Origin of the sequence: Streptomyces sp. NPDC007863 (assembly GCF_040633895.1) — a bacterium.
GTDB lineage: Bacteria > Actinomycetota > Actinomycetes > Streptomycetales > Streptomycetaceae > Streptomyces.
The window spans coordinates 164,992-189,934 of the sequence record NZ_JBEYEI010000003.1; the positions used below are offsets into that span (position 1 = coordinate 164,992).

Sequence of the window (24,943 nt, forward strand, 5' to 3'; positions counted from 1 at the left end):
CGGCCCGGTGCCCTCGGTGCGGCGGGCGACCGGCTCACGACCGGAGGTACGTCAGCACCGCCAGGACCCGGCGGTGGTCGCCCTCGCTCGGCGAAAGGCCCAGCTTCAGGAAGATGTTGCCGATGTGCTTCTCCACCGCGCCGTCGCTCACGACCAGCTGCTTCGCGATCGCCGAGTTCGTCCGCCCCTCGGCCATCAGGCCCAGGACCTCCCGCTCGCGCGGGGTCAGATGGGCCAGCACGTCCTGCTGCCGGCTGCGGCCGAGCAACTGCTGCACCACCTCCGGGTCCAGGGCCGTACCGCCCTCCGCGACCCGCACCACCGCCTCGGTGAACTCGCGCACCTCCGCGACCCGGTCCTTCAGCAGATAGCCCACGCCCCGCGTGGAACCGGCCAGCAGTTCGGTGGCGTACTGCTCCTCCACGTACTGCGACAGCACGAGCACGCCGAGCTCCGGGTACTCCGCCCGCAGCCGCACCGCCGCCCGCACCCCCTCGTCCGTGTGGGTCGGCGGCATCCGCACGTCCGCCACCACCACGTCCGGCAGCTCGCCCGCGTCCGCGAGCTCCGCCACCGTCTTCACCAGCGCCTCGCCGTCCCCGACCCCCGCGACGACCTCGTGCCCCCGGTCCGTGAGCAGCCGCGTCAGCCCCTCGCGCAACAGCACCGAATCCTCGGCGATGACCACCCGCACCCGGTCCGCCACCTCTCCCACGCCCACGTCCGCCGCCCCCAAGTCCCTGCGCTGGTCCTGCGATGCCCGATCACGCGGCCCGGTCGGCGCCGCGTGATCAAGCATCGCAGGAAAGCCCCCGCCGGGACACGGGACCGGGGCACGCGCGTCAGGCGCGCCAGGGGAGCTCGGCCGTGACCGTCGTCGGGCCGCCCGCCGGCGAGTCCACCGCCAGCACGCCGTCCACCGACCGCAGCCGCTCCGCGAGCCCCGCGAGCCCCTGCCCGCGCGCCGGGTCCGCGCCGCCGACGCCGTCGTCCCGCACCTGCAGCATCAGCCGCGCGCCCGACCGCCACACGTCCACCGAGGCCCGCCGGGCCCGGGAGTGCCGGGTCACGTTCTCCAGGAGTTCCGTCACCGTGAAGTAGGCGAGGCCCTCGATCGCCGCCACCGGCCGCCCCGGCAGGTCCACCGTCACCGACACCGGCACCGCGCAGCGGGCCGCCACCGACGACAGCGCCGCGTCGAGGCCCCGGTCGGTCAGGACCGCCGGGTGGATGCCCCGCGCCAGGTCCCGCAGCTCCTTCAGCGCCAGCTTCACCTCGCCGTGCGCCTCGTCCACGAGGACCGCCGCCGCCCGCGGATCGCTCGCCAGCGTCTCCCGGGCGAGACCCAGGTCCATCGCCAGCGACGCGAGGCGCGCCTGCGGCCCGTCGTGCAGGTCCCGCTCGATCCGCCGCAGGTCCGCCGCCGCCGTGTCCACGACCGCGCCCCGGTCCGACTCCAGCTCCGTCACCCGCTCCGCCAGCCGCCCCGGCCCCAGGAGACCCGCCGCCAGCAACCGGTCCACGGCCGTCAGGCCCCGCACCACCGGCGGCCACGCCAGCACGAACAGCAGACCGATCCCGCAGGTGACGGCGATCTCGAAGGGCGAGTCCAGGTACAGGGCGTGGGTCTCGTCCCCGTACAGCTGGATGCCGTCCTGGCCGAGGTACGCCGGGAAGACCCACCGCCACAGCGGATACGTGAACAGTCCCCAGCCCCACGTGAAGAACGTCAGGGACACGGAGAAGGAGAACACCGCCCACGGGAAGTGCACGAGCGCGTACAGCAGGTGCCGCCACGAGGCCCCCGACCGCAGCGTCGCCGCCATCCACGAGAACGCCCCGCCCGTCCGCCCCCGCACCGGCTCCGGCGCGGCCACGTGCGCCCCGAGCAGCCCGCGCACCCGGGCCCGCTCCACCGCGCCGAAGGCCCGGCACACGGTCAGCGAGGCGGCCAGCACCGGCACCCCGAGGAAGGTGATCAGCAGCCCGAGCCCCGTCGAGGTCAGGGCGACGGCGAGTGCGAACCACAGCACGCTCAGCGGCAGCCCCACCAGGGTGAACAGGAACCCGCGCCAGGTCCGCCCCTGGAAGGGCGCCCGGAGCGCGGCGGGAACGAGGCTCGATTCCATGGAGAGGTCCTTCTGCTCGTCACTGGGTACGTGTCCAGGGTTCCGCCCGGGACCCCGCCGGCACCATGAGGCGGGTCGGCGTCTCCCGAGGGGGGATATCCCTACCGCCGGGGGGCGGGGAGACGGGGAGGCCTGCTCGCTCCGCTCGACCCGTCAGCCCTGTCGCGCCCGCCACGGCAGTTCCGCCGTGATCGTCGTCGGGCCGCCCTCGGGGGAGTCCACGACCAGCAGGCCGTCGACCGCGCCGAGGCGCTCCGCCAGGCCCGCCAGGCCCGTGCCGGGGCCGTCGGGACGCGCGCCGCCGACGCCGTCGTCCCGCACCTGGAGCAGCAGGCGGTCCTTCTCCCGCCACACCTCCACCGAGGCCGTCCGGGCCCTCGCGTGCTTGGACACGTTCTGCAGCAGCTCCGAGACGGTGAAGTACGCGATCCCCTCGATCGCCTCCGCGGGCCGCTCCGGCAGGTCCACCGTCACCGTCGCCGGCACCGTGCACCGGCCCGCCAGCGACGACAGCGCCGCGCCGAGCCCCCGGTCGGTGAGGACCGCCGGGTGGATGCCCCGCGCCAGGTCCCGCAGCTCCTGGAGGGCCAGCTTCACCTCGCCGTGCGCCTCCGCGACCATCTCGGCCGCCGCCTCCGGGTCCTCGTGCAGCTTCTCCTTCGCGAGCCCGAGCCCCATCGCGAGCGCCACGAGGCGCGCCTGCGCCCCGTCGTGCAGGTCCCGCTCGATCCGCCGCAGATCGGCCGCCGCCGTGTCCACGACCACGCCCCGGTCCGACTCCAGCTCGGCGATCCGCCGCTCCAGCTCGTCCGAGGGCGAGAGGAGACCCCGCACCATGCCCCGGTCCGCCGCCGCCAGGCCCCGCGCGATGAACGGCAGCACCGGCCACAGCGCCACCAGCGACACCAGGGTGACCGAGAAGGTGACGACCCCCCACGGCAGCCGCATCAGCCCGTACAGCTGCGTCCGCCACGCCACCGGGTCCTTCAGCCGCGACCACAGCCACGGCAGCGCGCCGCCCGGCCGCGGCAGCGGCGAGGGCTCCGCCACGTCCGCGTCGAGGAGCGCCCGCGCCCGGGCCCGCTCGGACCGGCCGATGCCGCGCGCGCCCGCCAGACCGGCCGCGAGCAGCGGCAGACCGATCACGGTGACGGACAGGGCGACGCCGACGGCGACCGTGGTGACGGCGTAGACGAAGCCGACGAGGGCGGTGGGGAGGTTGAGCAGCAGGAAGGAGATCTCCTTCCAGGTCTCCTTCCCGTACGCGGTCCGCCGCCGCGCGGGCGGGTCCACGGCCGCGACGGCGGGGGCGGAAGGGCTCGGGTGATCAGCGGTCATGCCCCCAGCCTGCCGTCCCCCGCCCGCTCCGGGCCATGGGGGAGGTGGGTGTCGGCCAGGGGGGATAACCCCACCCGCACCTGCTTACGCTCCTTTTAGCAGGGCCTAGACTCGCGTCGGTGAATTTGGCCAGGAAACCGGCGAGGGACCGAGAGGGGCGGCGGACGTGCGGGAACCGACCGTAGTCGCGGCGGGATATTTCGATACGTACTCCGTCGTCGGGCTGCTCGCCGTCGTCGGCGTGCTCTTCGTCGCGGTCGCCTTCGGCGCCGGCCGGCTCCTCCGGCCCGTCGTGCCGACCCCGGAGAAACTCCTCACCTACGAGTGCGGCGTCGACCCGGTGGGGGAGGGCTGGGCCCACACCCAGGTCCGCTACTACGTCTACGCCTTCCTCTACGTCATCTTCGCCGTCGACTCGATCTTCCTCTTCCCATGGGCGACGGTCTTCGCCGCGCCCGGCTACGGCGCCACCACCCTCGTCGAGATGTTCGTCTTCCTCGGCTTCCTGGCCGTCGGGCTGCTCTACGCCTACAAGAAGGGCGTCCTGGCATGGACGTAACACCCGACGGCACCTCCGCAGGCGGCGCCGTGCCCCTGCCGGCACCGAAGCTCGGCACGCTCTCCCGGCTGGCCCCCGAGCCCATGAAGGTGGTCCTGAACTGGGGCCGCCGCTACAGCCTCTGGGTCTTCAACTTCGGCCTCGCCTGCTGCGCGATCGAGTTCATCGCCGCGTCCATGGCCCGGCACGACTTCATCCGGCTCGGCGTGATCCCCTTCGCGCCCGGCCCCCGCCAGGCCGACCTGATGATCGTCTCCGGCACGGTGACGGACAAGATGGCCCCGGCCGTGAAGCGGCTCTACGAGCAGATGCCCGAGCCGAAGTACGTGATCTCCTTCGGCGCCTGCTCGAACTGCGGCGGCCCGTACTGGGACTCGTACTCCGTGACGAAGGGCGTCGACCAGATCATCCCGGTCGACGTGTACGTCCCCGGCTGCCCGCCCCGCCCCGAGGCGCTGCTCCAGGGCATCCTCAAGCTCCAGGAGAAGATCGCCCGCGAGAACCTCGGCGAGCGGTACGCCGCCGCGCCCACGGTCGCGCAGCTGACCAGCCCCCTCGTCACGCCCCCGGGAGCCGAGGCATGAGCACCGACCCGTACGCGACCCTCCCGGACGCGGTCACGGACGTCTTCGGCCCGGAGGCGACGGCCGAGCACGCCTACGACCTCCTGACGGTCGACGTCCCCCCGGCGGCCTGGACCGACGCCCTCCGCACGGCCCGCGACACCCTCGGCTGCACGTACTTCGACTGGCTGAGCGCGGTGGACGAACCGGGCACGGGCTTCCGGATCTGCGCCCACGTCGTCGCCCTCGGCGGCACCCCCCGCCGTCTCCTCCTCCGCACGACCGTCCCCCACGAGGCGGCCACCCTCCCCACCGCCATCGGCGTGTACGCGGGCGCGGCCTGGCACGAGCGCGAGACGCACGAGATGTTCGGCGTCGTCTTCGAGGGCCACCCGAACCTCACGCCGCTCCTCCTCCCCGAGAACTTCGAGGGCCACCCCCTCCGCAAGGACTTCGTCCTCGCCGCCCGCGTCGCCAAGGCGTGGCCGGGCGCGAAGGAGCCGGGCGAGTCGCACGACGGCGGCCCCAAGCGCCGCCAGATGCTCCCGCCCGGCGTCCCCGACCCCAACGAGTGGGGTCCGCTCAAGGGCCAGCTCCCCCCGGCCCCCGAACGCCCCGCCCGAGGCGCCGCCGCCGACCGCCCCCGCCGCACCCGCACCACCACGGAAGGCTCGGCCGGCCAGGAAACCCCGGCCCGCCGCACCCGCTCCGTCTCCGAGGGCTCGGCGAGCCAGGCCACCCCGGCGGCCCCGGAGCCGGCGGCGGCACCGCCCCGCCGTACGCGCTCCGCGTCGGAGGGCTCCGCGAGCCAGCAGGCCACACCGGCCCCCGAGACCACACCGGCCCCCGAGACCACGCCGGGCCCTGAGACCCCGGTGGCCCCCGAGACCCCGGTGGCCCCGGCGGGCCCGCGCCGCACGCGCAGCGCGAGCCAGGGGTCGGCGAGCCAGCAGGCGGCGGAGCCGTCGGAGGCCGGGGAGGCCCCGCCTTCCGCCTCGCCGCCCCCGCGCACCCGCAGCACCGACGCCCCGTGGCACCACGCCGTCCCGGCGTTCGACGAGCCGTCGCCACCGCCCGCGCCGGACGCCGAGCCCCCGGCTTCCGAGCCCGCACCGGACGCGAAGCCCGCCACCGAGCCCGTACCGGACGCGAAGCCCGACGCGAAGCCCGGCACCGAGTCCGACCGCGACCCCGACACCCACCCCGACCCCGACCCCGCCGGAGGCGATCCGCGTGACTGACGCACTCGATGTCGCCGTGCGGCTGCTGCTCGTCTTCGTCGCGTTCCTCGTGCTGCCGCTCGTCGTCGGGCAGACCGAGCACAAGGTGATGGCGCACATGCAGGGCCGGCTCGGCCCCATGTACGCCGGTGGTTTCCACGGCTGGGCCCAGCTCGTCGCCGACGGCGTGAAGTTCGCGCAGAAGGAGGACGTCGTCCCGAAGGACGCCGACCGGCGGGTCTTCCAGCTCGCGCCGGCCGTCGCCCTCCTCCCGTACCTCCTCGTGCTCGTCGCGATCCCGGTCGCACCGGGCTCCGTCGGCGCGGTCGTCGACGCGGGGATCTTCTTCGCGCTCGCCGTCATGGGCGTCGGCGTGCTCGGCAGCCTGATGGCCGGCTGGGCGTCCGCGAACAAGTTCTCGCTGCTCGGCGGCTTGCGCACGGCCGCGCAGCTCCTCGCGTACGAGCTGCCGATGCTGCTCGCCGCCGCGTCCGTCGCGATGGCCGCCGGCACCGTCTCCCTCACCGGCGTCCTCGACGCCTTCGAGTGGTGGTGGGTGCCGTGGCAGATCGTCGGCGCGCTCGTCTTCTTCGTCGCGGGCCTCGCCGAGCTCCAGCGCCCGCCGTTCGACATGCCGGTCGCCGACTCGGAGATCATCTTCGGCGCGTACACCGAGTACACCGGCCTCCGCTTCGCGCTCTTCCTGCTGGCCGAGTACGCCGGCATCGTCGTCCTCTGCGGCCTCACCACCGTCCTCTTCCTCGGCGGCTGGCACGGCCCCTGGGGCGACGACGGCCTCGGCTGGCTCTGGACCCTGCTCAAGACCGCCGTCCTGGCCTTCGTCGTGATCTGGCTGCGGGTCTCCTACCCGCGCCTGCGCGAGGACCAGCTCCAGAAGCTCGCCTGGACGACCCTCGTCCCGCTCGCCCTCGCGCAGATCGCGCTCACCGGCATCGTGAAGGTGGCGATCCAGTAAATGGCTCCGATCCCCGGCTCCGGCCTCGCCAAGGGCCTCGCCGTCACCCTCCGCACGATGACCCGGAAGACGGTCACCGCGCAGTACCCGGACGCGCAGCCCGAGCTGCCGCCCCGCTCGCGCGGGGTGATCGCGCTGTTCGAGGAGAACTGCACGGTCTGCATGCTGTGCGCCCGCGAGTGCCCCGACTGGTGCATCTACATCGACTCCCACAAGGAGACGGTCCCGGCCGCCGCCCCCGGCGGCCGCGAGCGCAGCCGGAACGTCCTCGACCGCTTCGCCATCGACTTCTCCCTCTGCATGTACTGCGGGATCTGCATCGAGGTGTGCCCCTTCGACGCCCTCTTCTGGTCGCCGGAGTTCGAGTACGCCGAGACCGACATCCTGGAGCTCACCCACGAGCGCGACAAGCTCCGCGACTGGATGTGGACGGTCCCCGAGCCGCCCGCGCTCGACCCGGGGGCCGAGGAGCCCAAGGAGATCGCCGCCGCCCGCAAGGCCGCCGAGAAGGCCGCCACCGCCGCGGCGGCGGCCCAGGCCGCAGCAGAGACCCCGCAGCAGGAGGGCCCGCAGTGATCCTCGCCGCCCCGCCGGCCCACCCCGGCTTCCTCTCGCCCACCGGCGTCGAGATCGCCTTCCTCCTGGTCGGCCTCGTCACCCTCGGCGCCGCCGTCGTCTCCGTCACCACGAAGCAGCTCGTGCACGCCGCGCTCTGGCTCGTCGTCGCGCTCGGCGGCCTCGCCGTCGAGTACCTCCTGCTGACCGCCGAGTTCATCGCCTGGGTCCAGGTCCTGATCTACGTCGGCTCCGTCGTCGTCCTGCTCCTCTTCGGGCTCATGCTCACCAAGGCCCCCATCGGCCGCTCACCGGACGCCGACTCGGCCAACCGGCCGGTCGCCCTCGCCGTCGCCGCGGCCGCCGCCGCGGCGCTCGTCTGGGTGGTCTGGGACGCCTTCCGCAAGAGCTGGATCGACCTGGAGGGGCCCGCGCGCGGCTCCACCGGAGTGACCGGCGAGATCCTCTTCCGGCACTGGGTGCTGCCCTTCGAGGCGCTCTCGGTGCTGCTGCTCGCCGCCCTGGTCGGCGCCATCGTCCTGTCCCGCAAGAAGCCGGAAGGGGAGCGGGACTGATGCACCTCGCCTACCCCGCCGTCCTCGCCGCGCTCCTCTTCTGCGTCGGCCTGTACGGCGTCCTCGCCCGCCGCAACGCGATCCTGGTCCTGATGTCGGTCGAGCTGATGCTCAACGCCGTCAACCTCAACCTGGTCGCCTTCGACGTCTGGCTCCGCGACGCCCTCCACGCCGGCCAGGCCCTCACCCTCTTCACCATCGCCATCGCCGCCGCCGAGATCGGCATCGGCCTCGCGATCGTCCTGATGGTCTACCGCAACCGCGGCACGGCCGACGTCGACCGCCTCCGCGACACGGCGGAGCGCCCCGAGACCGAGACCCCGGAGAGCACCGACGAGAAGGCCGAGGCCGCCGCGTGACCACCACGACCCTCGCCGCCCTCGTCCCCGCCCTGCCCTTCCTCGGCTCCGCCGCCGGACTCGCCCTGGGCCGCACCGCGCCCGGCTTCGTCCGGCCGCTCGCCGTGCTCCCGACGCTCGCCGCCGCCGTCCTCGCCGTCCTCGTCGCCGTCCGCCAGGGCGGGAACACGGTGATCGAGGCCGCCACCGAGCTGACGCCCACCGGCTCCGTGCCGATCACCCTGGGCCTCCACATCGACGGCTTCGCCGCCCTCGTCGCCGTCCTCGTCGGCGTGGTCGCGAGCTGCGTGCAGATCTACTCGACCGGCTACCTCCGCGAGGACCCGCGCTACCCCTCGTACGCGGCCCTCGTCTCCCTCTTCACCGCCGCGATGCTCCTCGTCGTCTACTCGGGCGACCTGATGGTCCTCCTGGTCGGCTGGGAGATCATGGGCATCTGCTCGTACTTCCTCGTCGGGCACTACTGGGAGACCCCCGAGGCGCGCTCCGCCTCCCTGAAGGCCTTCCTCGTCACCAAGCTCGGCGACGTCCCCTTCCTCTTCGGGCTCTTCGCGCTCGCCGCCGACGCCGGCACCTTCCGCATCGACGGCATCCTCTCCACCGTCGTGAGCGGCGGCCTCGACCACCCCACCCTGGTGGCCCTCCTCCTGCTCGCCGGCGTGGCCGGGAAGTCCGCGCAGTTCCCGCTGCACACCTGGCTCCCCGACGCCATGGCCGGCCCGACGCCGGTCTCCGCGCTCATCCACGCGGCCACCATGGTCGCCGCCGGCATCTACTTCGTCGCCCGGCTCCTGCCTGTCTTCGCCGCCTCCGCCGCCGCGATGACCGTGCTCGCCGTCATGGCCGCCGTCACCATGGTCGGCTCGGCGCTCGCCGCCCTCGCCCAGGACGACATCAAGCGGGTCCTCGCCTACTCGACGATCGGCCAGCTCGGCTACATGGCCGGCGCGCTCGCCGTCGGCGACCGGGGCGCCGCCGTCTTCCACCTCCTGTCGCACGCCGCCTTCAAGGCGCTGCTCTTCCTCGCCGCCGGCGCGGTCATCCACGCCGCCGGCACCAACTCGCTCACCGCGATGTCCCGGATGAGCGGCCTGGCGAAGCGGATCCCCGACGCGTACTGGACGATGACCGTCGCCCTCCTCGCGCTCGCCGCGATCCCGCCCTTCGCCGGCTTCTTCTCCAAGGAGGCCGTCCTGGTCGCCGCCGAGCACACCGCGCTCGGCGACCGGGCCGGCGTCCCCGCCGGGGCCGGCTGGACCGTCCTCGTCGCGGGCCTGCTGACGGCCCTCCTCACCGCCGCGTACGCGCTCCGCCTCTGGCTGCGCACCTTCCGCGGCCGGGGCGCCGAAGCCCCGGACCACGGACGCCAGCCGATCGCCATGACCTCCGTCCTGTGGGTCCTCGCGATCCCGTCCCTCGGCTTCGGGCTCAGCGCCGCCTACCTCGACGACTGGTTCGACGGCGAGGCCCTCACCCCGACGCTCACCACCGCCGTCCTCGGCACCTGCCTCGCCGTCGCCGGCGGCGCCGTGACGTACGCCGTCCGGCGCACCCTCGCCGCCAGGGCCGTACCCGCCGTGAAGATCCCGCACGTCGCCCACCCGGACGCCGAGGCCGGTCTCGTCGAGGCCGAGGCGCTGCACCTGCCGCACCCCGCCGAGGACCCGGCCGACCCCGGCCGTGCCCTCCTCGGCCCGCTGTACGGCCCGGCCGCCGACGGCTTCCACCTGGACGCGCTCTACCGGAAGGTGTTCGTCCGCCCGGTGCTCGGCGCCGCGTCCCTGGTCCGCTTCCTGGACCGCGAGGTCGTCGACACCTACGTGAGCGGCGCCGCGAACACCGCCAAGGGCCTCGGATGGCTCGTCCGCCGCGCCCAGACCGGCAACGTGCAGACCTACCTCAGCGCCCTGCTCGCCGGCTCCGTCGTCCTGGCGATCGCCGCCGTCGCCCTCGCCAACGCCTTCGCCGGAGCGTGAGCCGTGATCGATATCAGCCCGTCCGTGATGCAGTTCCTCCTCGCGTTCACCGTCGTCGCGCCGCTCCTCGGCGCCGCCGCCGCGCTCCTGCCCGCCCCGCCCGGACTGAAGGGGAAGTCGCCCGACCAGGCCGTGCTCCGCCACGGCGTCACCGTCACCGGCGCGATCCTCCTCGCCGCGCTCGTCCTCACCCTCGGCTTCGACCACGACCAGCCGTCGAGGATGCAGGCGACCACGGACATCACCTGGATCAGGGCGCTCGACGTGCGGATCCACCTCGGCGTCGACGGCATCTCGCTCCCCCTCCTGGTGCTGACCGCGCTGCTGACCTTCCTCTGCGCGCTGTACTCCTACTTCAAGCCGCCCACGGGCCCGTCCCCGAAGGCCTTCGTCGCGCTGCTGCTCGTCCTGGAGGCCGGCACCCTCGCCACCTTCGCCGTCCTCGACCTGGTCCTCTTCTTCCTCGCCTTCGAGATGGTCCTGGTCCCGATGTACTTCCTCATCGCCCGCTGGGGCGGCGAGGGCCGGCGGGCCGCCGCCGGGAAGTTCATCCTCTACACGCTGCTCGGCTCCGTGATCATGCTGCTCGGCCTGCTCCTCGTCGGGATAAAGGGCGGCACCTTCGACATGGTCGCGCTCGCCACCGACAACGGCCGCGGACTGACCACGTCGGTGCAGGTCACCGCCGTCCTCGCGATCGGTCTCGGGCTCGCCGTGAAGACCCCGATGTGGCCGCTGCACTCCTGGCTGCCGGACGCCCACACCGCCGCCCCCACGGTCGGCTCGGTCCTCCTCGCCGGAGTGCTCCTCAAGATGGGCACGTACGGCTTCGTCCGCATCGCCCTGCCCATCGCCCCCGACGGCATGCGCACCCTCGCGCCCTACCTGGCCGCCTTCGCCGCCGTCGGCATCGTCTACGGCTCCCTCGCCTGCCTCGCCCTGGCGCGGCCCGGCGCCAAGGGCGACCTCAAGCGGCTGATCGCGTACTCCTCCGTCGGCCACATGGGCTTCGTGCTCCTCGGCATCGCCACCCTGACCCCCACCGGAGTCAACGGCGCGCTCTTCGCCAACATCGCCCACGGCCTCATCACCGGCCTGCTGTTCTTCCTCGTCGGCGCCGTGAAGGACCGGTACGGCACCGCCGACCTCGACACCCTCGCCGGGGCCACCGGCGCCGCCCTCTACGGCCGCGCCCCCCGCCTCGGCGCGTTCCTCGCCTTCGCCGCCGTCGCCTCCCTCGGCCTCCCGGGCCTGGCCGGCTTCTGGGGCGAGATGCTCGCCCTCTTCGCCGCCTTCGACCCGGCCGAGGGGCTCAACCGCCCCGCGTACCTCGTCTTCATGGTCCTCGGCGGCCTCGGCACCCTGCTCACCGCCGCGTACCTGCTGATCGTGGTCCGCCGCGTCTGCATGGGCGGCCCGCGCCCGGCCGGCGAGCCCGAGCTCGCCGACATCCAGGCGTACGAGCTGGCCGCCTGGACCCCGCTCGTCGCCCTCACCGTCCTCGCCGGACTCTGGCCCGCGGTCCTCCTCGGCCTCACCGACCCGGCCGTCCAGCAGCTCCTCGCGGGAGGCACCCAGTGATGACCGCCGACGCCTCGCTCGTCCAGTCCGTCGACTGGGCGACGATCGCGCCCCCCACCCTCACCGCCCTGGTGGCGCTCGGCGTCCTCGTCGCCGACCTCTTCCTCCCCGCCGCGCGCAAGCAGCTCCTCGGCTGGATCTCCCTCGCGGGCCTCGCCGCCGCCCTCGTCCTGCTGCTGCCGCTGCGCGCCGGCGACCGGGCCACCTTCTGCCTCACCCCCGGCGCCCAGACCGCCGGCCACGTCCAGACCGCCGGCTGCAGCTACACCGCCGACCACTTCACCCTGGTCATCCAGCTCCTGGTGCTCGGCGGCGCGCTGCTCACCGGCCTGCTCTCGCTGCCCGCCACCCGCGAGAAGCTCCCGGCCGGCGAGTACTGGTTCCTGCTGCTGTCCTCCGCCGCCGGAGCCGCCCTGCTGCCCGCCGCCCGCGACCTCGCCACCCTCGTGGTCGCCCTGGAGGTGGCCTCGCTGCCGGCCTTCGCGCTCGTCGGCCTCAAGCGCGGCGACCGCCGCTCCGGCGAGGCCGCCCTCAAGTTCTTCCTCTCCTCGGTGACCGCCACCGCCGTCACCCTCCTCGGCGCGAGCTTCGTCTACGCCGCCACCGGCACCCTCCACCTCACCGAGATCGCCGCCCGCCTCGACGGGGTCCCCGGACCGTTCCAGACCCTCACCCAGACCGGCGTCGCCCTCACCCTCGTCGGCTTCGCCTTCAAGGTCGCCGCCGTCCCCTTCCACTTCTGGGTCCCCGACACCTACAGCGGCGCCCCGCTGCCCGTCGCCGCGTACCTGTCGGTCGTCGGCAAGGCCGTCGGCTTCACCGGACTCATCCTGGTGACGGTCGTCGCCTTCCCCACGTACGCCGACGTCTGGGGCCCGGCCATAGCGGTCCTCGCCGCCCTCACCATGACGGCCGGCAACGTCGCCGCCCTCCGCCAGGACCCCACCCGCGAGCGGAGCGCCGTCCGGCTGCTCGCCTGGTCCTCCGTCGCCCAGGCCGGCTACCTCCTGGTGCCGATAGGGGCCGCCGCGTACTCCAGCGACGAGCAGGTCGGCGCCACCGTCGCGTACGCCCTCATGTACGCCGTCGTGAACCTCGGCGCCTTCGCGGTCGTCGCCCTCGTCGCCCGCACCCACCCCGGCAAGCGGATCACCGACCACGCCGGGCTGTACGCCACCAGCCCCGCCGCCGCCCTCGCGCTCGCCTTCTTCCTCCTGAATCTGGCCGGTCTGCCCCCGGGTATCATCGGCCTCTTCGCCAAGGTGACCGTCTTCTCGTCGGCCGTCGACGCGGGCCTCGGCTGGCTGGCCGTGGTCATGGGCGTCAACGTCGTCATCGGCCTCGCGTACTACCTGCGGTGGACGGCCCTGCTGTTCCGCACGCCCCAGGACGCGATCGCCACCGAGCGGCGCCGGGCCCCCGCGCCCGTCACCCTGGCGATCGCGCTGACCGCCGTCGTCGGAGCCGTCCTGTCGGGCTACCCGCAGTTCGTCCTCCGCTTCGCGACGACCGGCCTGTTCTGACCCCCCACGCACCCCCCTCTAGGAGCAACACCCCGTGCTGAACGGATTCAAGGACTTCATACTTCGCGGGAACGTCGTCTCGATGGCCATCGGCCTGGCCGTCGGCTCGGCGTTCACGGCCGTCGTCACCGGCTTCAGCAAGGCGTTCATCACCCCGCTCATCGGCCTCGCCACCGGCTCCGTCGGCGACTTCAGCGAGGCGAAGTTCAGCGTCGGCAAGACCGTCTTCCCGTACGGCCTCGCCATCGCCGCCACCATCGCCTTCGCCATCACCGCCCTCGTCCTCTACTTCCTCTTCGTCGTCCCCATGGCGAAGGTCCAGGAGAGGTTCGCGAAGGAAGAGGCCGCCGACCCCAAGTCCGAGAAGCGCGACTGCCCCCGCTGCTACGCGGAGATCCCGGCCATCGCCTCCCGCTGTGCCCACTGCACCAGCGAGGTCGAGCCGGTCGCCGACGCCCTCGTCAAGGCGGGCCTCGCCACGGGCGCCGACAAGGTCCCCGCCGCGCGCTGACCCGGCCCTGATCACCCGGACGGCGTCATCCCTCCCCGGTGCGGCCGGGGGAACCGCAGCCTCCCGCCTGGCGTTGACCAGTACGTGAGGGTCCACTGGACGCGTGGACCACGAAGCAAAGGGTTCCCCTGCCGCACCACTTGGAGGGCGTACCGTGCACCGCCGGCACAACGGGCTGAGGACCGCCGTACTCCTCGGAGGGCTCTCCGCCCTCATCATCGTCATCGGCAGCTTCTTCGGCCGTACGGGCCTGATCGTCGGACTCGTCGTCGCGATCGGCACCAACGCGTACGCGTACTGGAACAGCGACAAACTGGCGCTGCGGGCCATGCGCGCCCGCCCCGTCAGCGAATTCGAGGCCCCCGCCCTCTACCGGATGGTCCGGGAGCTCTCCACCCAGGCACGCCAGCCGATGCCGCGCCTGTACATCTCCCCGACCCAGGCGCCCAACGCCTTCGCCACCGGACGCAACCCGCGCAACGCCGCCGTCTGCTGCACCGAGGGCATCCTCTCCCTCCTCGACGAGCGCGAACTCCGCGGCGTCATCGGCCACGAGCTGAGCCACGTCTACAACCGGGACATCCTCATCTCCTCGGTCGCCGGAGCACTCGCCTCCGTCGTGATGTTCCTCGTCAACTTCGCCTGGCTGATCCCCGTCGGCCGCTCCAGCGACGACGAAGGACCCGGCCTCCTCGGCTACCTGATGATCCTCATCCTCGGTCCGATCGCCGCCTCCATCATCCAGCTGGCCGTCTCCCGCTCCCGCGAGTACGAGGCCGACGCCTCCGGCGCCCAGCTCACCGGCGACCCGCTCGCCCTCGCCGACGCCCTCAGGAAGCTCGAAGCCGGCACCAAGCAGCTTCCGCTGCCGCCCGAGCCCCGCATCGAGAGCGCGAGCCACATGATGATCGCGAACCCCTTCCGTCCGGGTAAGGGACTCTCCAAGATGTTCTCGACCCACCCGCCCATGGCCGAGCGGATCGCCCGGCTCGAAGAGATGGCAGGACACCGCCCGTGAAGACCATCCTCAACGTCATATGGCTCGTCCTCTCCGGCTTCTGGCTGTTCCTCGGCTACCTCCTCGCCGGCGTCCTCCTCTGCATCACCATCATCGGCATCCCCTTCGGCCTCGCCGCCTTCCGCATCGGCCTCTACGCCCTCTGGCCCTTCGGCCGCACGGTCGTCGACAAGCCGAGCGCCGGCGCCGCCTCCTGCGTCGGCAACGTCCTGTGGCTGATCCTCGCCGGCTGGTGGCTCGCCATCGGCCACATCGTCACCGGCGTCGCGCTCTGCATCACGATCATCGGCATCCCGCTCGGCCTCGCGAACTTCAAGCTCATCCCCGTCTCCCTGCTGCCCCTCGGCAAGGACATCGTCCCCACGGACCAGGCGTACGGCCCCGCCCGCACCGGCTTCTGAGTCCCGTGCACCAACCCCGCTACGCCCTGCTCTCCGGCCGCCACGTCCTGGCCCTCTGCCACGACGTCGACGGCCTCTACGGCGACCCCGCCCCGCACCCCCGCCTCCGCCACGAACTCCGCGGCTGCGAGCCCCGCGGCGAGCTCGCCCGCGCCGTCACCCAGGCCATCGTCGAGGGCACCGCCCCGCTCGGCACCCTCGACGTCGAGACCCCCGACGGCCCCTGGCGCTTCACCGCCGTCCGCGTCCTCGGCGCCCGCGGCGACGTCGTCACCATCGAGGCGGCCGGCCCGCCGCGCCGCCTCCACGGCGGCGCCACCGGCGCGATCCCCTGCGCCCACCTGATCCCGCTCCCCGGCCCCGACCCCTCCCGCACCGAGGTCACCTTCCTCGGCTGCTCCCCGCGCGGCGCGCTCCGCGACGCCCTCGCCGCCGGCGCCCCGGGCTTCGGCGAGGTCCGCTACCAGGTCCTCCGCCGCAGCGGGAACCTCCAGCACGAGGGCGAGGCGGGCCACGTCACCGGCTGGGACACCGCCCGCGACCACCACGGCCTGCTCGACCTCACCGTCGCCTTCCCCCGCACCGGCCTCATCCCGCCGCCCACCCGCGAGGTCTGGGACCTCTTCCACGGCCACCGGACCCCCGCCGAGCCCGGCACCTGGCGCCGCTTCACCGGCGCCTCCCGCGCCACCTGGCGGCGACAGGCGGCCCAGCGCTCGTACGAGCTGCCGGAACCCGTCCCGGGCACCACGTACACCCTCGACGGCCGCGGGATCACCGACGAGGACGGCCTCGTCTGCGCCCTCACCGAGGCGGTCCACGGCCCCGGCCTCGCCTACCCCTTCGGCTCCCCGCGCGCCCTCGGCCAGGAGCTCTCCGGCTGCACCCTGATCTGGCACCACGCCGACATCGCCCGCGCCTGCCTCGGCGTCACCCCGCTCCTCGCCGTCCCCCGCCCGGCCACCTTCCAGGAATGGGTGGACGGCCTCAGGGCCGAGGGAGTCCGGGTCGTCCTCGACTGACCGCGTACACCACCACGCCCGCCGCCAGCACCCCGGAACCGGCGAGCACCGACCCCAGCGGCAGCGCCCCCGCGAGGGCCGCGCACCCGGCGAGCCCCAGCACCGCGAGGACCCGGTCCCGGCGGCCCAGCGTCCACGCCGAGGCGTTCGCGATCCCGTAGTAGACGAGCACGCCGAACGACGAGAAGCCGATCGCGCCCCGCACGTCCGCCGTCGCCGCCGCCACGGCCACCACCGCGCCCACCGCGAGCTCCGCCCGGTGCGGCACCCGGAACCGCGGATGGACGGCGGCGAGCCCGCCGGGCAGATAGCCGTCCCTGGCCATCGCCAGCGTCGTCCGGGACACCCCGAGGATCAGCGAGAGCAGCGAGCCGAGCGCCGCCACGGCCGCGCCGGCCGTGACCACCGGCACCAGCCAGGAGGAGCCGGCCGCCCGCACCGCGTCGGCGAGCGGCGCGGCCGAGCCGGCCAGCGCGAGCGGCCCGAGGACCAGCAGCACGCCCACCGCGACCAGCGCGTACACGGCGAGCGCGATGCCCAGGGCGAGCGGCACCGCCCGGGGGATCGTCCGGGCCGGATCGCGCACCTCCTCGCCGAGCGTGGCGATCCGCGCGTACCCCGCGAACGCGAAGAAGAGCAAACCCGCGGCCTGGAGCACCCCGCCCGTCGTGACCTCCCCGCCGAGCCCGAACCGGCCGTCGGGGGCGCCCGTGAAGGAGGCCGTGACGACCGCCGCGAGCACCGCGAGGACCCCCGCCACGATCACCCGCGCCAGCAGCGCCGACTTCTGCACACCCCCGTAGTTGACGGCCGTCAGGGCCACCACGGCGGCCACCGCCACCGCGTGCGCGTGGTCCGGCCACAGGTAGGCGCCGACGGTCAGCGCCATCGCCGCGCAGGAGGCCGTCTTGCCCACCACGAAGGCCCAGCCGGCCAGATACCCCCAGAAGGGCCCGAGCCGTTCGCGACCGTACACATAGGTGCCGCCGGACTCCGGGTACAGGGCGGCGAGCCGGGCCGAGGCCATCGCGTTGCAGTACGCGACGACCGCGGCGAGCCCCAGCGCGGTGAGCAGCCCCGCCGAGGTGCCGGCCGCGCCGGCCGCGGGCCCGAGGGCGACGAAGATCCCCGCGCCGACCATGGCGCCGAGCCCGATGACGACGGCGTCGAGGACGCCGAGGGACCGGCGCAGTGGTGCGCTCACGAGCGACCTGTCTCCCGCAGAGTGAGGTTGAGCCGCCCGGTCAGCCCGAGCGACGGGTCGGCGGTCCCGGGAAACACCCTCGGCACGCCGTGGTACACCCAGCGCGATTCCCGGCCGAAGACGAACAGGTCCCCGGACGCCAGTTCCACATCGTTCCACGGCCGCCCGCGCCCTTCGGCATTCCCCAGCCGGAAGACGCAGCGGTCCCCGAGGCTCAGCGACACCACGGGCGCCCCGGACCGCTCCTCCTTGTCCTGGTGCATGCCCATCCGGGCGCCGTCCCCGTAGAAGTTCACCAGCGCGGTGTCCGGCGCGAAACCGCCGTCGTCCCCGTACGCCTCGGCCACCGCCGCCCGCCCCAACGCGGCCAGCCACTCCGGCAGTTCGACCGCCACCGTGTCGAGATACCGGTACGGCACCCACTGCCGGCCCAGGCACAGCGACCGCACCGACATCACGCCCCCGCCGGGCAGCACGGTGTGCCGGTACGCCAGCGGCCCGCGCCCGAACTCACGGCAGGCGGCGACCAGTTCCCGCTGCCGCTCGACCGGCAGCCACCCCGGCACGTGCACCGCCCCGGGCGCCGGCTCGGCCCGCTCGCGCGGGAACAGCCCCTCGGTCACCCGAGGGCCCCCTCCAGTTCGAGCAGCGCCCGCTTCCGCTCCAGGCCCGCCGCGTACCCCCGCAGACTCCCGTCCGCGCCGATCACCCGGTGGCAGGGCCGCACCACGAGCAGCGGATTGCGCCCGATCGCCGTGCCCACCGCCCGCACCGCGGCCCCGCCGGCCCCGATCCGCGCCCCGAGCTCCCCGTAGCCGACGGTCTCGCCGTACGGGATCTCCTCCAGGGCCGCCCAGACCCGCCGCTGGAACTCCGTCCCGGCGTCCGCGGCCAGCGGCACCTCGAACCGCTCCCGCCGCCCGGCGAAGTACTCCGCCAGCTGCGCCGCGACCTCCGCGAAGGCCTCCTGGTCGCGCACCCAGCCGTCCTCGACCGCGACCGCCCCCTTCTGCTCCGGCAGCGAGAGCGACCGCAGCGCGAGACGGCCCTCCGGCGAGACCTGCCCGGTCAGCAGCATCTCGCCCAGGGGGCCGCCGGCGTACGCGTACACGGTGATGTCGTCCATGACTCCAGTGTGCGAGCCCCGCCGCCCCGTGGACCGGCGGCTTTCGGACACGGTCCTACCGGTAGTTCACGAACTGGATCGCGAAGTCGAAGTCCTTGCCCTTGAGCAGTGCCTGCACGGCCTGCAGGTCGTCCCGGCTCTTCGAGCTGACCCGCAGCTCGTCACCCTGCACCTGCGCCTTGACGCCCTTGGGGCCCTCGTCGCGGATGGTCTTCGCGACCTTCTTCGCGTTCTCCTGCGAGATGCCCTCGGTGACCGACGCGAAGAGCTTGTACTCCTTGCCGGACAGCTGCGGCTCGCCCTCGACGTCCAGCGACTTGAGCGAGATGCCCCGCTTGATCAGCTTGGACTGGAAGATGTCGAGGATCGCCATCACGCGCTCCTCGCCGTTCGCCTGCATCAGGATCTTCTCGCCCGACCAGGAGATCGAGGCGTTGGTTCCCTTGAAGTCGTAGCGCTGGGAGATCTCCTTCACGGCCTGGTTGAGGGCGTTGTCGACCTCCTGCCGCTCGACCTTGGAGACGATGTCGAAACTGGAGTCGGCCATGACTCGTGGCTCCTTGCTCGGATGCTGTGGGGTACCCCCAAAGCCTAGGGGGTGAGCCACCGCCCGAACCTCTGATCACCCCCGGGTCAATCCGGTGGCGAACCACCCCCGGGGATCGGGTATTGTTTACGTCGTTGCCGGGGAACACCGCAGAACAGCGGGGATCCAAGGCAGCAACCCATGGCGATGTGCCCGAGTGGCCAATGGGAGCGGACTGTAAATCCGTCGGCTTAGCCTACCCAGGTTCGAATCCTGGCGTCGCCACGTGAAGAAGGTCCCCGGTGTTCGCACCGGGGACCTTCACTCGTTTCCGAGGGGAGGCGGCGGGTCAGTTGCCGGCCACGTCCGTCACCGCGACGGTGACCGGGATCGAGCCCGAGACCAGTTCCAGGGTCAGGCCGGCCGTGCCGGGGGAGTCCACCAGCTCGGCCAGGACCGCCGCCACGTCGTCACGGGGGACCGGGCCGCGGCCCGTGCGCGCCTCCAGCCGGACCAGGCCCGTGCCGGCGTCGTCGTTGAGCATGCCGGGACGCAGGACCGTCCACTCCAGCCCCGGGCGGGACCGGACCGCGTCGTCCGCCGCGCCCTTCGCCCGCAGGTAGACGTCGAAGACGTCGTCGCCCGTGTGCCGGGCGTCCGCGCCCATCGACGAGACGACCACGAAGCGCCGGACGCCCGCCCGCTCCGCCGCGTCCGCGAACAGGACCGCCGCACCCCGGTCCACCGTGTCCTTGCGGGCCGCCCCGCTGCCCGGGCCCGCGCCCGCCGCGAAGACGGCCGCGTCCGCGCCCCGCAGGACCTCCGCGACCTCCTCCACCGACGCCGACTCCAGATCGAGCACGACGGGCTCCGCGCCCGCCGCCCGCAGATCCTCCGCCTGCTCCGGGCGGCGGATCAGCCCGACCGCCTCGTGTCCGCCCGCCGAGAGCAGCCGCTCCAGGCGCAGGGCGATCCGACCGTGTCCTCCAGCGATGACGATGCGCATGTTCCGACCGTACGGCTCAGCGGGCCGCCGGGCCTCCCGGATCGATCCGCGCCTGCCGCGGCAGATCGAGCGCCGCCGCCGAGTCGCAGTACTCCCGCACCGCGCTCGTCCGCGCCACCACCCGCCCCCGGTGCACCACGATCCGGCTGTACGCCAGCGACAGCACGCCCGCGAGGTGCACGCCCCGCACCGCGAGCAGCTCCGCCGGGAAACCCGCCTCCACCCGTACCTCCGGAAGGCCCATCGCCTCCCGCGCCCGGGTGCTCACCGCCCCGTACGCCTCCGCCGGCTCCAGGCCCTCCAGGGAGGCCAGCAGGAAGGCCGCCTCCAGCGGGTCGCCGCGCCCCACCGGGTTCGCCGCGTCCCGCAGCGCCCCGCCGCCCGCCGCGAGCCGCACCCCCGCGGAGCGCAGCAGCCGCACCGGGGCCGTACCCCGCCGCTCGGTCCCCGCGCAGCCGCCCTGCGGCAGGCACATCACCGTCACGCCCGCCGCCGCCAGCCGGTCCGCCGCCCGGCCCGCCACGTCCTCCGGCAGCCGCGCGAGGCCCGCGCACGGGCCGATCGTCACCCCGGGCCGCAGCCCGCCGGCCATCGCCGCGAAGCGGGCGAGCCGCGCCGGGTCGTCCCCGTCCGTGTGCAGGTCGACCGGCACCCCGTGCTCGGCCGCCACCTCCAGGACCGCCTCCACGTACCCCGCCGGGTCCGGGTCCAGGTCCGGGCAGCCGCCCACCACCCCGGCGCCCATCTTCACCGCGTCCCGCAGCAGCGCGAGCCCGTCCGCGCCCGCCGCCCCGGTCAGCAGCCGCGGCACCGCCACCGCCGTGAGGTCCGTGAGGCCGCGCAGCGACCGCCGCGCCTGCAGCACGGCCTCCAGGGGCCCGAGCGCGTGCACGTCGCCGATCCGCACGTGCGCGCGCAGCGCGGTCGCCCCGTGCCCGAGCTGGAGCAGCGCCGCCTCGGTGGCCCGCCGCTGCACCTCCTCGGGGGCGTACGAGACCGGGCCCGCGGTGTCGGCCGAGAGCGCCGTGTCGGCGTGGGCGTGCGGCTCGGCCGGGGCCGGCAGCAGCAGATAGCCGGCCAGGTCCACCCGGGCCCCGGCCGTGCTCAGGCTCCCGGCGGTGCCGACGGCCTCGATCCGGCCGCGGACGAGCCGCACGTCCACGGTCCGTCCGTCCGTCAGCCCGGCGTTCGACAGCAGGAGCGCGCTCGCGTCCTCGGTCGCCGCGCCGCCCGCGTCGTCGGAAGGCGGACGGGGCTGCTTGCTGTCGGCCGACATCGGGCTCCTCACCAAGTCACCAAGATCGAGATCACGCAGCGTGGGGCAGAGCCTAGGGGCGGGCGCGGCCGCCTTCGAGGAGGAGCGCAATAGTCGTACCGATGAGTCCACGAGTGGCGTACGGGGCGGGTGCGAGCCCCTGCCGGACGGCCAGGGGAAACGGATTTGGGTGATGGGCCGAGGACCGTGTAATGTCTTCCTCGCTCGCCCCAATAGCTCAGTCGGCAGAGCGTCTCCATGGTAAGGAGAAGGTCTACGGTTCGATTCCGTATTGGGGCTCTGGTGAAGGGAATCCCGCCTTCGGGCGGGAGGACCGACATCAAAGCGGTGTAGCTCAGTCGGTAGAGCAAGCGGCTCATAATCGCTGTGTCACCGGTTCAAGTCCGGTCACCGCTACACACAGTAGCCGATTGCGGGGTCGGTCCTGCGATCGGCTACTCTTTCATGTCCCCATGTTTCGGCATGGGGGTTCGACCATCCCATCCATCCGTCAAGGAGCACTCACGTGGCTGCCACCGACGTCCGCCCGAAGATCACGCTGGCCTGCGTGGAGTGCAAGGAGCGGAACTACATCACCAAGAAGAACCGGCGCAACAACCCGGACCGTCTTGAGATGAAGAAGCACTGCCCCCGCTGCAACTCGCACACCGCGCACCGCGAGACGCGCTAATCAGGCTCGTTCACGAGGCCGCCCCCCTCTCAGGGGGCGGCCTCGTGGCGTTTTTCGCACCAGATCCAGCAGGAGGTATCGAGGCCATGGCACTCGACCAGTCCTTCGTGGGCCGGACCTATCCGCCCACCCCGGCCTACGAGGTCGGCCGCGAGAAGATCCGCGAATTCGCCGAGGCGATCGGTGACGCGAATCCCGCGTACACCGACGCGGAGGCGGCCAAGGAACTCGGCCACCCCGACGTGATCGCCCCGCCGACTTTCGTGTTCGCCATCACGTTCAAGGCCGCGGGCCAGGTGATCGAGGACCCGCAGCTGGGCCTCGACTACAGCCGCGTCGTCCACGGCGACCAGAAGTTCGCCTACACCCGGCCCGTCCGCGCCGGCGACCGCCTCTCGGTCACCTCCACGATCGAGGCGGTCAAGTCGCTGGCCGGCAACGACATCCTGGACATCCGCGGCGAGGTCCACGACGAGACCGGCGAGCACGTCGTCACCGCCTGGACCAAGCTCGTCTCCCGCGCCCCCGAGGAGGCCTGACCATGACCGCGAAGATCGCCTACGACGAGGTCGAGGTCGGCACCGAGCTGCCCGCGGGGACCTTCCCCGTGACCCGCGCCACCCTCGTCCGGTACGCCGGTGCCTCCGGGGACTTCAACCCCATCCACTGGAACGAGAAGTTCGCGGTGGAGGTCGGCCTCCCCGACGTCATCGCCCACGGCATGTTCACCATGGCCGAGGCGATCCGCGTCGTCACCGACTGGGCCGGCGACCCCGCCGCCGTCGTCGAGTACGGCGTCCGCTTCACCAAGCCCGTCGTCGTCCCGAACGACGGCGTCGGCGCCGTGATCGAGGTCTCCGCGAAGGTCGCCGCCAAGCTGGACGACCGGCAGGTGCGGGTGGACCTCACGGCCACCAGCGCGGGCCAGAAGGTCCTGGGCATGAGCCGGGCGGTCGTCCGCCTCGCGTGACACCGGCTTCGTTTGACGCGCTGGATGAAACGTCCAGCGCGTTAAACGTACGCTTGGGCCCGTGCAGCAGCTCAAGGACGCCCCCCTCGCCCCCCTGACCACCTTCCGGCTCGGCGGTCCCGCCACCCGTCTCGTCACGGCCACCACCGACGACGAGGTGATCGCCGCGGTCCGCGAGGCCGACGCCTCCGGGACCCCGCTGCTCGTCATCGGCGGCGGCTCCAACCTGGTCATCGGGGACAAGGGCTTCGAGGGCACCGCGCTGCACATCGCCACCAAGGGCTTCTCCCTCGACGGGACCCGTCTGGAGCTCGCCGCGGGCGAGGTCTGGACGGACGCCGTCGCCCGGACCGTGGAGGCCGGACTCGCCGGCGTCGAGTGCCTGGCCGGCATCCCCGGCTCGGCCGGCGCCACCCCGATCCAGAACGTCGGCGCGTACGGGCAGGACGTCTCCGCGACCATCCGCGAGGTCGTCGCGTACGACCGCCGGACCGAGGAGACGGTCACCCTCACGAACGCCGAGTGCGCCTTCTCGTACCGGCACAGCCTCTTCAAGGAGCACCCGGAGCGGTACGTGGTGCTGCGGGTCCGCTTCGGCCTGGAGGACGCCGAAGGGCTCTCCGCCCCCCTCGCGTACCCGGAGACCGCCCGGGCCCTCGGCGTCGAGGCCGGCGACCGCGTCCCGCTCGCACGCGCGCGGGAGACCGTCCTGAAGCTCCGCGCGGGCAAGGGCATGGTCCTCGACCCCGAGGACCACGACACCTGGTCCGCCGGCTCCTTCTTCACCAATCCGATCCTCACGGCGGGGGAGTACGAGACCTTCCTCACGCGCGTGGCGGAGCGCCTCGGCCCCGACGTCGCCCCGCCCGCCTACCCGGCCGGCGAGGGCCGCACGAAGACCTCCGCCGCCTGGCTCATCGACAAGGCCGGCTTCACCAAGGGGTACGGCTCCGGGCCCGCCCGCATCTCCACCAAGCACACCCTCGCCCTGACGAACCGCGGCGAGGCCACCACGGAGGACCTGCTGGCCCTCGCCCGCGAGGTCGTCGCCGGCGTCCACGCCGCCTTCGGCGTCACCCTCGTCAACGAACCGGTGACGGTCGGGGTCGAGCTCTAGAAGCCCGTCGGGCTCTGGAAGCCCGTCGGGCTCTGGAAGCCCGTCGGGCTCTAGTACGCGACGCCCACGCCCTGGCGGACCGTCGACGGGTCGTCGAGGACCGCCAGCATCGCGTGGGCCACGTCCGCGCGGGCCAGGGTGCGGCCCCTGGGCGGGGTGCCGCCGACGACCGTGCGGTAGCGGCCGGTGACCGGCTTGCCGGTCAGCTTGGGCGGCCGGACCGAGGTCCAGTCGGCGGCGCTGGCGGCCAGCTCGGACTCCATCACCCGCAGGTCGGCGTAGACGTCCTTCAGGACGTTGCCGATGACCGCCAGGACGGCCTTGTCGAGCAGGCCGTCGCCCTCCGCGGCGGGCCCCACGGGGGCCGCGCTGACCACGACGAGCCGCCGCACGCCCTCCGCGTCCATCGCGCCGAGCACCGGCCGCGTGAGCCGGGCCGCGATGCCGGAGGCCGCGTCCGCGCGGTTGCGGGCGCCCAGGCCCGAGAGGACCGCGTCCCGGCCGGCCACCGCGCCGCGCAGGGCCCCGGCGTCGGAGAGGTCGCTGCGGAAGACCTCCAGGCGCTCGCCGGTGACGGTGAACCGCGCGGGGTCCCGTACGACCGCCGTCACCTCGTGACCCGCGTCCAGCGCCTGCCGGACGATCTCCCGCCCCACACCACCGGTCGCACCGAAGACGGTGAGCTTCATGACAGCCTCCCAGATTGGTAAGTGAGTGCTCACTCACCCCAGGGTGGGTGGAT

Annotated in this window: 27 protein-coding genes, 3 tRNA genes and 1 pseudogene; 21 read left to right on the top strand and 10 right to left on the bottom strand. The window is 73.5% G+C overall.

The window, feature by feature from the left end; genetic code table 11:
- Positions 1–34: 34 nt before the first annotated feature.
- The 3 genes from ABZ621_RS05810 to ABZ621_RS05820 all read right to left on the bottom strand — a co-directional run bounded on the left by ABZ621_RS05810 (position 35) and on the right by ABZ621_RS05820 (position 3,467).
- Positions 35–694 (bottom strand): response regulator transcription factor, encoded by a 660-nt coding sequence (locus ABZ621_RS05810; protein WP_360601589.1) that lies wholly within the window; start codon positions 692–694, stop codon positions 35–37.
- 148 nt (positions 695–842) lie between these two features.
- Positions 843–2,129 (bottom strand): sensor domain-containing protein, encoded by a 1,287-nt coding sequence (locus tag ABZ621_RS05815; protein ID WP_360601113.1) that lies wholly within the window; start codon positions 2,127–2,129, stop codon positions 843–845.
- A 153-nt stretch (positions 2,130–2,282) separates the two neighbouring features.
- Complete coding sequence (locus ABZ621_RS05820) at positions 2,283–3,467, bottom strand: sensor domain-containing protein (RefSeq protein ID WP_360601115.1); 1,185 nt, start codon at positions 3,465–3,467, stop codon at positions 2,283–2,285.
- Between the two features lie 166 nt (positions 3,468–3,633).
- Here ABZ621_RS05820 and ABZ621_RS05825 point away from each other — a divergent pair, with 166 nt between their 5' ends.
- The 14 genes from ABZ621_RS05825 (at position 3,634) to ABZ621_RS05890 (ending at position 16,306) form a co-directional block, all read left to right on the top strand.
- Positions 3,634–4,026, top strand: a complete 393-nt coding sequence (locus ABZ621_RS05825; RefSeq protein WP_189948350.1) for an NADH-quinone oxidoreductase subunit A — start codon at positions 3,634–3,636, stop codon at positions 4,024–4,026.
- A complete protein-coding gene (locus ABZ621_RS05830) occupies positions 4,017–4,610 on the top strand; it encodes an NADH-quinone oxidoreductase subunit B family protein (RefSeq protein ID WP_360601118.1) in 594 nt (197 codons plus the stop codon). The genes ABZ621_RS05825 and ABZ621_RS05830 overlap by 10 nt, the downstream gene beginning before the upstream one ends.
- Positions 4,607–5,830 (top strand): NADH-quinone oxidoreductase subunit C, encoded by a 1,224-nt coding sequence (locus ABZ621_RS05835; protein WP_360601120.1) that lies wholly within the window; start codon positions 4,607–4,609, stop codon positions 5,828–5,830. Before ABZ621_RS05830 ends, ABZ621_RS05835 begins: the two co-directional genes overlap by 4 nt.
- Complete coding sequence (locus ABZ621_RS05840; RefSeq protein WP_360601122.1) at positions 5,823–6,785, top strand: complex I subunit 1 family protein; 963 nt, start codon at positions 5,823–5,825, stop codon at positions 6,783–6,785. Before ABZ621_RS05835 ends, ABZ621_RS05840 begins: the two co-directional genes overlap by 8 nt.
- Positions 6,786–7,361, top strand: a complete 576-nt coding sequence (locus ABZ621_RS05845) for an NADH-quinone oxidoreductase subunit I (protein ID WP_360601124.1) — start codon at positions 6,786–6,788, stop codon at positions 7,359–7,361. It abuts the gene before it with no gap.
- Positions 7,358–7,915 (top strand): NADH-quinone oxidoreductase subunit J, encoded by a 558-nt coding sequence (locus ABZ621_RS05850; protein ID WP_360601126.1) that lies wholly within the window; start codon positions 7,358–7,360, stop codon positions 7,913–7,915. The genes ABZ621_RS05845 and ABZ621_RS05850 overlap by 4 nt, the downstream gene beginning before the upstream one ends.
- Complete coding sequence (gene nuoK / locus ABZ621_RS05855) at positions 7,915–8,274, top strand: NADH-quinone oxidoreductase subunit NuoK (RefSeq protein WP_360601128.1); 360 nt, start codon at positions 7,915–7,917, stop codon at positions 8,272–8,274. The genes ABZ621_RS05850 and nuoK overlap by 1 nt, the downstream gene beginning before the upstream one ends.
- Positions 8,271–10,250 carry an NADH-quinone oxidoreductase subunit L gene (locus ABZ621_RS05860; RefSeq protein ID WP_360601130.1) on the top strand — a complete coding sequence of 660 codons (1,980 nt, stop codon included), beginning with the start codon at positions 8,271–8,273 and terminating at the stop codon, positions 10,248–10,250. Before nuoK ends, ABZ621_RS05860 begins: the two co-directional genes overlap by 4 nt.
- A 3-nt stretch (positions 10,251–10,253) precedes the next feature.
- Complete coding sequence (locus ABZ621_RS05865; RefSeq protein WP_360601132.1) at positions 10,254–11,831, top strand: NADH-quinone oxidoreductase subunit M; 1,578 nt, start codon at positions 10,254–10,256, stop codon at positions 11,829–11,831.
- Positions 11,831–13,354, top strand: coding sequence for an NADH-quinone oxidoreductase subunit N (locus ABZ621_RS05870; protein WP_360601134.1), 1,524 nt, complete (start codon positions 11,831–11,833; stop codon positions 13,352–13,354). The genes ABZ621_RS05865 and ABZ621_RS05870 overlap by 1 nt, the downstream gene beginning before the upstream one ends.
- Before the next feature lie 34 nt (positions 13,355–13,388).
- Positions 13,389–13,865, top strand: coding sequence for a large conductance mechanosensitive channel protein MscL (gene mscL / locus ABZ621_RS05875; protein WP_360601136.1), 477 nt, complete (start codon positions 13,389–13,391; stop codon positions 13,863–13,865).
- Positions 13,866–14,019: 154 nt separating this feature from the next.
- On the top strand, positions 14,020–14,883 hold the full coding sequence (htpX, locus tag ABZ621_RS05880) for a zinc metalloprotease HtpX (protein WP_360601138.1): 864 nt from the start codon (positions 14,020–14,022) through the stop codon (positions 14,881–14,883).
- The gene (locus ABZ621_RS05885) at positions 14,880–15,284 is read left to right on the top strand and encodes a YccF domain-containing protein (RefSeq protein WP_360601140.1); all 405 of its coding nucleotides are present in this window, start codon (positions 14,880–14,882) and stop codon (positions 15,282–15,284) included. The genes htpX and ABZ621_RS05885 overlap by 4 nt, the downstream gene beginning before the upstream one ends.
- A 5-nt stretch (positions 15,285–15,289) precedes the next feature.
- Positions 15,290–16,306 (top strand): hypothetical protein, encoded by a 1,017-nt coding sequence (locus tag ABZ621_RS05890; protein WP_360601142.1) that lies wholly within the window; start codon positions 15,290–15,292, stop codon positions 16,304–16,306.
- Here ABZ621_RS05890 and ABZ621_RS05895 read toward each other — a convergent pair.
- From ABZ621_RS05895 to ABZ621_RS05910, 4 genes are read right to left on the bottom strand one after another with little or no spacing between them, the layout of a single operon-like run.
- Complete coding sequence (locus ABZ621_RS05895; protein ID WP_360601144.1) at positions 16,272–17,510, bottom strand: amino acid permease; 1,239 nt, start codon at positions 17,508–17,510, stop codon at positions 16,272–16,274. The two genes, ABZ621_RS05890 and ABZ621_RS05895, sit on opposite strands and share 35 nt — an antisense overlap.
- Complete coding sequence (locus ABZ621_RS05900; RefSeq protein ID WP_360601146.1) at positions 17,507–18,133, bottom strand: alpha-ketoglutarate-dependent dioxygenase AlkB; 627 nt, start codon at positions 18,131–18,133, stop codon at positions 17,507–17,509. The genes ABZ621_RS05895 and ABZ621_RS05900 overlap by 4 nt, the downstream gene beginning before the upstream one ends.
- A complete protein-coding gene (locus tag ABZ621_RS05905) occupies positions 18,130–18,636 on the bottom strand; it encodes a methylated-DNA--[protein]-cysteine S-methyltransferase (RefSeq protein ID WP_360601148.1) in 507 nt (168 codons plus the stop codon). Before ABZ621_RS05905 ends, ABZ621_RS05900 begins: the two co-directional genes overlap by 4 nt.
- Positions 18,637–18,691: 55 nt before the next feature.
- A complete protein-coding gene (locus ABZ621_RS05910; RefSeq protein WP_031009290.1) occupies positions 18,692–19,183 on the bottom strand; it encodes a YajQ family cyclic di-GMP-binding protein in 492 nt (163 codons plus the stop codon).
- 182 nt (positions 19,184–19,365) lie between these two features.
- Between ABZ621_RS05910 and ABZ621_RS05915 the strand changes: the two genes are divergently transcribed.
- Positions 19,366–19,447 (top strand) — tRNA-Tyr (locus ABZ621_RS05915).
- A 64-nt stretch (positions 19,448–19,511) separates the two neighbouring features.
- On the opposite strand, the gene ABZ621_RS05920 is transcribed toward ABZ621_RS05915, so the two are convergent.
- Together ABZ621_RS05920 and ABZ621_RS05925 are read right to left on the bottom strand one after the other, a co-directional pair.
- Positions 19,512–20,168, bottom strand: coding sequence for an SDR family oxidoreductase (locus ABZ621_RS05920; protein ID WP_360601150.1), 657 nt, complete (start codon positions 20,166–20,168; stop codon positions 19,512–19,514).
- 16 nt (positions 20,169–20,184) lie between these two features.
- A complete protein-coding gene (locus tag ABZ621_RS05925; RefSeq protein WP_360601152.1) occupies positions 20,185–21,444 on the bottom strand; it encodes an amidohydrolase family protein in 1,260 nt (419 codons plus the stop codon).
- Positions 21,445–21,650: 206 nt separating this feature from the next.
- On the opposite strand from ABZ621_RS05925, the gene ABZ621_RS05930 reads away from it, so the two are divergent.
- The 6 genes and pseudogenes from ABZ621_RS05930 to ABZ621_RS05955 all read left to right on the top strand — a co-directional run.
- Positions 21,651–21,723: transfer RNA gene (locus ABZ621_RS05930), tRNA-Thr, on the top strand.
- 44 nt (positions 21,724–21,767) lie between these two features.
- Positions 21,768–21,840 (top strand) — tRNA-Met (locus ABZ621_RS05935).
- Between the two features lie 109 nt (positions 21,841–21,949).
- Positions 21,950–22,114 carry a 50S ribosomal protein L33 gene (gene rpmG / locus ABZ621_RS05940; RefSeq protein ID WP_003956487.1) on the top strand — a complete coding sequence of 55 codons (165 nt, stop codon included), beginning with the start codon at positions 21,950–21,952 and terminating at the stop codon, positions 22,112–22,114.
- A gap of 86 nt (positions 22,115–22,200) precedes the next feature.
- Entirely contained in the window at positions 22,201–22,653 is a 453-nt protein-coding gene (locus tag ABZ621_RS05945; RefSeq protein WP_360601154.1) for a MaoC family dehydratase N-terminal domain-containing protein, read from the top strand.
- Between the two features lie 2 nt (positions 22,654–22,655).
- Complete coding sequence (locus tag ABZ621_RS05950) at positions 22,656–23,084, top strand: MaoC family dehydratase (protein WP_189948309.1); 429 nt, start codon at positions 22,656–22,658, stop codon at positions 23,082–23,084.
- 46 nt (positions 23,085–23,130) lie between these two features.
- A pseudogene (locus tag ABZ621_RS05955) lies at positions 23,131–24,201 on the top strand (UDP-N-acetylmuramate dehydrogenase); the annotation flags it as partial.
- A gap of 50 nt (positions 24,202–24,251) precedes the next feature.
- Here ABZ621_RS05955 and ABZ621_RS05960 read toward each other — a convergent pair.
- Complete coding sequence (locus ABZ621_RS05960) at positions 24,252–24,890, bottom strand: NAD(P)H-binding protein (protein WP_360601156.1); 639 nt, start codon at positions 24,888–24,890, stop codon at positions 24,252–24,254.
- Positions 24,891–24,943: the final 53 nt, after the last annotated feature.